Genomic DNA, 4170 nt, shown 5'->3' with positions numbered 1-4170 from the left:
CGAAGATTGCGAATGTGCACATCGAGCGTGCGGGAGTCGCCGTAGTATTGAAGTCCCCAGATCCGATCCAGCAGGTAATCCCGGGTGAGCGTGCGGCCCCGACTCTGCACGAGCAGCGACAGGAGGGCGAACTCCTTGCGGGTGAGCTTGACTTCCTCCCCGGAGACCTTCACCAGGAAATTCTTGTGGTCAACATAGAGGACGCCATCATCATAGACCGAACTGACGGTAGCGCCTTCGACCCGACGCAGCAGCGCTTGAATGCGGGCTTCCAGCTCGCGCAGGCTGAAGGGTTTGGTCACATAATCATCGGCTCCGAGGGTGAGGCCGAGGACTTTGTCCGGCTCGCTCGTTCGCGCCGTGAGCAAAATGATGGGGAGATGGCTCGTCGTGGCTTCGGTGCGAATCTTCCGGCACAGCTCGAAGCCGCTCATCTCCGGGAGATTGATATCGAGAATGAGCAGGTTGGGCACGCGCTCCCGGAGCGCGTCCAGGCCCGCCTGGCCCGTGAGCGCCACATCCACCCGATAATCGCCGCTGCGTTCGAGATGATATTTCAGCAGCTCGGCCAACTCGGCGTCGTCTTCGATGATGAGAATCGTGCGTTTCATCGCGACGGCCACCGACTCCCTCGCTGATGCTTCATCCGAATCGCCCCGTGAGATAATCCTCCGTCAGCTTCTCCCTCGGAGCGGCAAACAGCGCGTCGGTGGTATTGAATTCTACAAGACGGCCAAGCCAAAAGAAAGCAGTATCATCGGATACACGGGCGGCTTGCTGGAGATTATGGGTGACGATGATGAGCGTGTAGGATTTTTTCAAATCGAGGATCAACTGTTCGATCTTCTCGGTGGCGATGGGATCGAGCGCCGATGCCGGCTCGTCCATCAGCAGCACGTCGGGTTGAACCGCCAGCGCCCGGGCAATACACAGCCGTTGCTGCTGGCCCCCCGACAGCGTCAAAGCCGAATGATGGAGCCGATCTTTCACCTCGTCCCAGAGAGCCGCCTGACGGAGACTCCCCTCCACCCGCTCTTCAAGTTCCGCTCGAGACCGCACCAGGCCGTTCACCCGGAGCCCGTAGGCGACATTGTCAAAAATGGATTTGGGGAAGGGATTGGGTTTCTGAAAGACCATGCCTACGCGCTGGCGCAACCGGATGACGTCAACCCCCGGATCGTAAATATTCTCCCCGTTGAGCAGGACGCGACCCTGCGTCCGGGCCGTCGGAATCACATCGTTCATCCGATTGAGGGCTCGGAGAAACGTCGTCTTACCACAGCCGGACGGACCGATGAGCGCCGTCACTCGCCGTTCGGCGAACGTCAGCGTGATGTCCTGCAGCACGGCCGTCTGGCCGTAGAACACGCTGAGACGCTCAACCTGAATGAGCGCTGTTGAAGAAGCCGCCGTTTCGCTGGGTTCGGGCTGGGCCTCTCGGGCCCAATACGGCGGGAAAGCTATTGTCGGTGTTGCCATAGCTACCTCCGCTCACGGAGTCGGTATCGGACGCGGGCGCGAAGGAGGATGCCCACGAGATTAAGAGCACAGGTCAACATCAACAACACAAGGACGGTGCCGTACAGAAGCGGCTTGGCTTGCTCCACGTCGGGTGATTGCGTGGCCAGGATGAAAACATGATACCCCAGATGCATGAATTGATCGTTGAGATGGGTGGGAAGCGACGGCAGGAAGTAGGCCGCTCCGGTGAAGAGCACGGGCGCGACTTCACTGGCCCCTCGACTGATGGCGAGAATCGTCCCCGTCAGAATCCCCGGCAGCGCTTCCGGGAGAACAACATGAATGATCGTTTGCCATCGCGTGGCTCCCAGGGCGAGGCTGGCCTCGCGCAGTTCCTGAGGGACCGCCCGGAGGGCTTCATCGGTGGTCACAATCACCACCGGCAGCGTGAGCGCGGCCATCGTCAAGGCCGCCCAGAGAATCCCCGGCTGACGATACGTCAACTCCCCCTGATAGAATGCCGCGTCAATGGCTCCCCCGACGAAATGAATGAAGAATCCCAGGCCGAACAACCCGAAGACGATCGAGGGAACCCCGGCCAGATTGGCCACGGCCGCTCGAATGGCCGACGCCGCCAGAGCATGAACCCATTCGATACGGTACTGCCTGCGCTCGCGGGGATGCGATGCCGCCTGCATCTTTCGCCACAGCGAACGCGCATCCGCCCTCGGCGTCAGTTCGCTCAGAAAGATGGCCGTGATCACTCCGATGGGAACTCCGGCAATCGTCATCAGCAAGACAAGGGCCGCCGTCCCAAAGATTGCCGGGAAGATCCCGCCAGCCATCATCCCCTCGCGGGGAGCACCGGTGAGGAAGTCCCAACTCAGGCGACCGATTCCGTTGAAGACGATCGTGCCGATGAGAATGGCCAGCATCGTTCCGATGATGAGGCACGCCGTCAGCAAGAGACCGACCGGCAGGGAATCTCTCAGCCAGCGACTCATCGAGGGCCCGTGGGACAGAGGCATTCGCCCGCCCCGACAATCGAGCGTTGCCGGGGAACCCGTCACCGGGGGACGACGCTGCGCGCCCACCGGGCTCAAGGAGAGGAGGCGTTCAGGCGCTCCCCTCGAGGCGTCGCTGGGTTCGACGAATGACATAAGCCCCACACGAGTTGATGATGAAGGTCGTGACGAACAAAAGGGCACCGATGAAAAAGAGCGTGTGATAGTGCGGCTCGCCGAAGACGACTTCACCGAGTTCGGCGGCAATTGTGGCCGAGAGCGTGCGCACCGAGTCCGTCACATCGGCAGAAACGATAGCCGCATTGCCCGAGGCCATGAGGACAATCATCGTTTCCCCGATCGCTCGACCGAATCCAAGCAAAAGCGCGGCGAAGATGCCCGGGCGAGCGGCGGGCAAAACCACCCCAATCGCCGTCTGCCATCTCGACGCGCCGAGGGCGAGGCTCGCCTCTCGATAGCTGGACGGAACCGCATTCAGAGCATCATCGCAAACAGTATAAATGATGGGGATGAGTGCCAATGCGAGGGCGGTCCCGGCAGTCACCGCATTGAGGCGCGACTCGAAGCCAAAGAGCTGCTGCAACCAACTGGCCAGCACCACCAGGGCGAAGAACCCCAGCACGACCGAAGGGATGCCCGCCAGAAGCTCAATCACCGGCTTGATCGTCTCGCGCCATCGCCTCGGGGCAAACTCGGATGTATAGAGCGCCGCCGCAATGGCCAGCGGTGCGGCGATCACCAGCGCCAGGAGCGTCGTCTTGAGCGTCCCCACAATCAGAGGAATGAGACTGTATTTGGGGACGGTCCCAACGGGCTGCCACATGTACCGACTCGCCTGTTCCGCTCCCTCCGCCGGCCAGAAGAACTGGCGCAGATTCGCTTGCTCCATGATGGCGGGATCGGTGAGAACCGGCAACGCCTCGTTGAAGATAAAGACGAAGATCAACGCGATGATCACCACCGCCGTCAGCGCGACGGCGAAGATCACCCTTCGGGCGAAGCGATCCATCCGGCGCCGCTGCTCGTCGGATCGAGATCGTTCCTCCCTGTGCCACATCAGTTCCATTGGGCGGCTGCTTTCAGGCGCTCGGCCTCCGGCAGGGGATAATAGCCGACCTCCGACACCACCGCCTGGCCTTCGGGCGACAGAACCCAGCGGATGAAGTCCAGGGCCACGGGATTCTTCGGCCGGCCCGCTGTGTAAAAATAAAGGGCGCGACTGATCGGATAGATCCCCCGTACGACGTTGTCCAAGGTCGGTTCAATCGCCGGTGATGTATCGGTCTTTTTCACCTTGACGTGCTTGATCCCCTTGCCATAGGCGATACCCCCGTAGCCGATGGCGTTGGGATCATGGGCGACCGCATTGATCACTGCCGCCGTGCCGGGAAGGTTTTGCGCCGTCGGCGCGAAATCGGCGTTCTCCAGCACATGCTCCTTGAAGTAGAGATAGGTGCCGGAATTATTCTCGCGGCTGTAGAGGACAATCGGTTCATCGCGCCCGCCGACCTGTTTCCAGGAGGTGATCCGGCCGGTATAAATGTCCCGCAATTGCCGGAGGGACAGTTCCGAGACCGGATTTGATTCGTGGACAAATACGGCCAGCCCGTCCAGAGCAACCGGCGTCTCGATCACGGCGGTGCCGAATCGCGCCTTGACCTGGTCGGCTTCGCTCGGCTTCATC

The 4170-nt window shown here is 61.1% G+C and carries 5 protein-coding genes; all 5 read right to left on the bottom strand.

From position 1 onward, the window contains the following. A partial coding sequence (locus VNM72_10810) for a response regulator transcription factor (GenBank protein ID HXF05890.1) occupies positions 1-611 on the bottom strand: 611 nt, incomplete at its 3' end. Positions 612-642: 31 nt separating this feature from the next. Next, a complete protein-coding gene (pstB, locus tag VNM72_10805) occupies positions 643-1479 on the bottom strand; it encodes a phosphate ABC transporter ATP-binding protein PstB (GenBank protein HXF05889.1) in 837 nt (278 codons plus the stop codon). Positions 1480-1481: 2 nt separating this feature from the next. Continuing rightward, on the bottom strand, positions 1482-2465 hold the full coding sequence (locus tag VNM72_10800) for a PstA family ABC transporter permease (GenBank protein ID HXF05888.1): 984 nt from the start codon (positions 2463-2465) through the stop codon (positions 1482-1484). 112 nt (positions 2466-2577) lie between these two features. Then, entirely contained in the window at positions 2578-3543 is a 966-nt protein-coding gene (gene pstC, locus VNM72_10795) for a phosphate ABC transporter permease subunit PstC (protein ID HXF05887.1), read from the bottom strand. Continuing rightward, the coding region (locus tag VNM72_10790) for a phosphate ABC transporter substrate-binding protein (protein ID HXF05886.1) at positions 3543-4170 on the bottom strand (628 nt) is incomplete at its 5' end. The genes VNM72_10790 and pstC, both read right to left, overlap by 1 nt.

The sequence above is a fragment of the Blastocatellia bacterium genome (assembly GCA_035573895.1).
Lineage (GTDB): Bacteria > Acidobacteriota > Blastocatellia > HR10 > HR10 > DATLZR01.
This window is presented reverse-complemented; position numbering and strand designations above follow the sequence as displayed.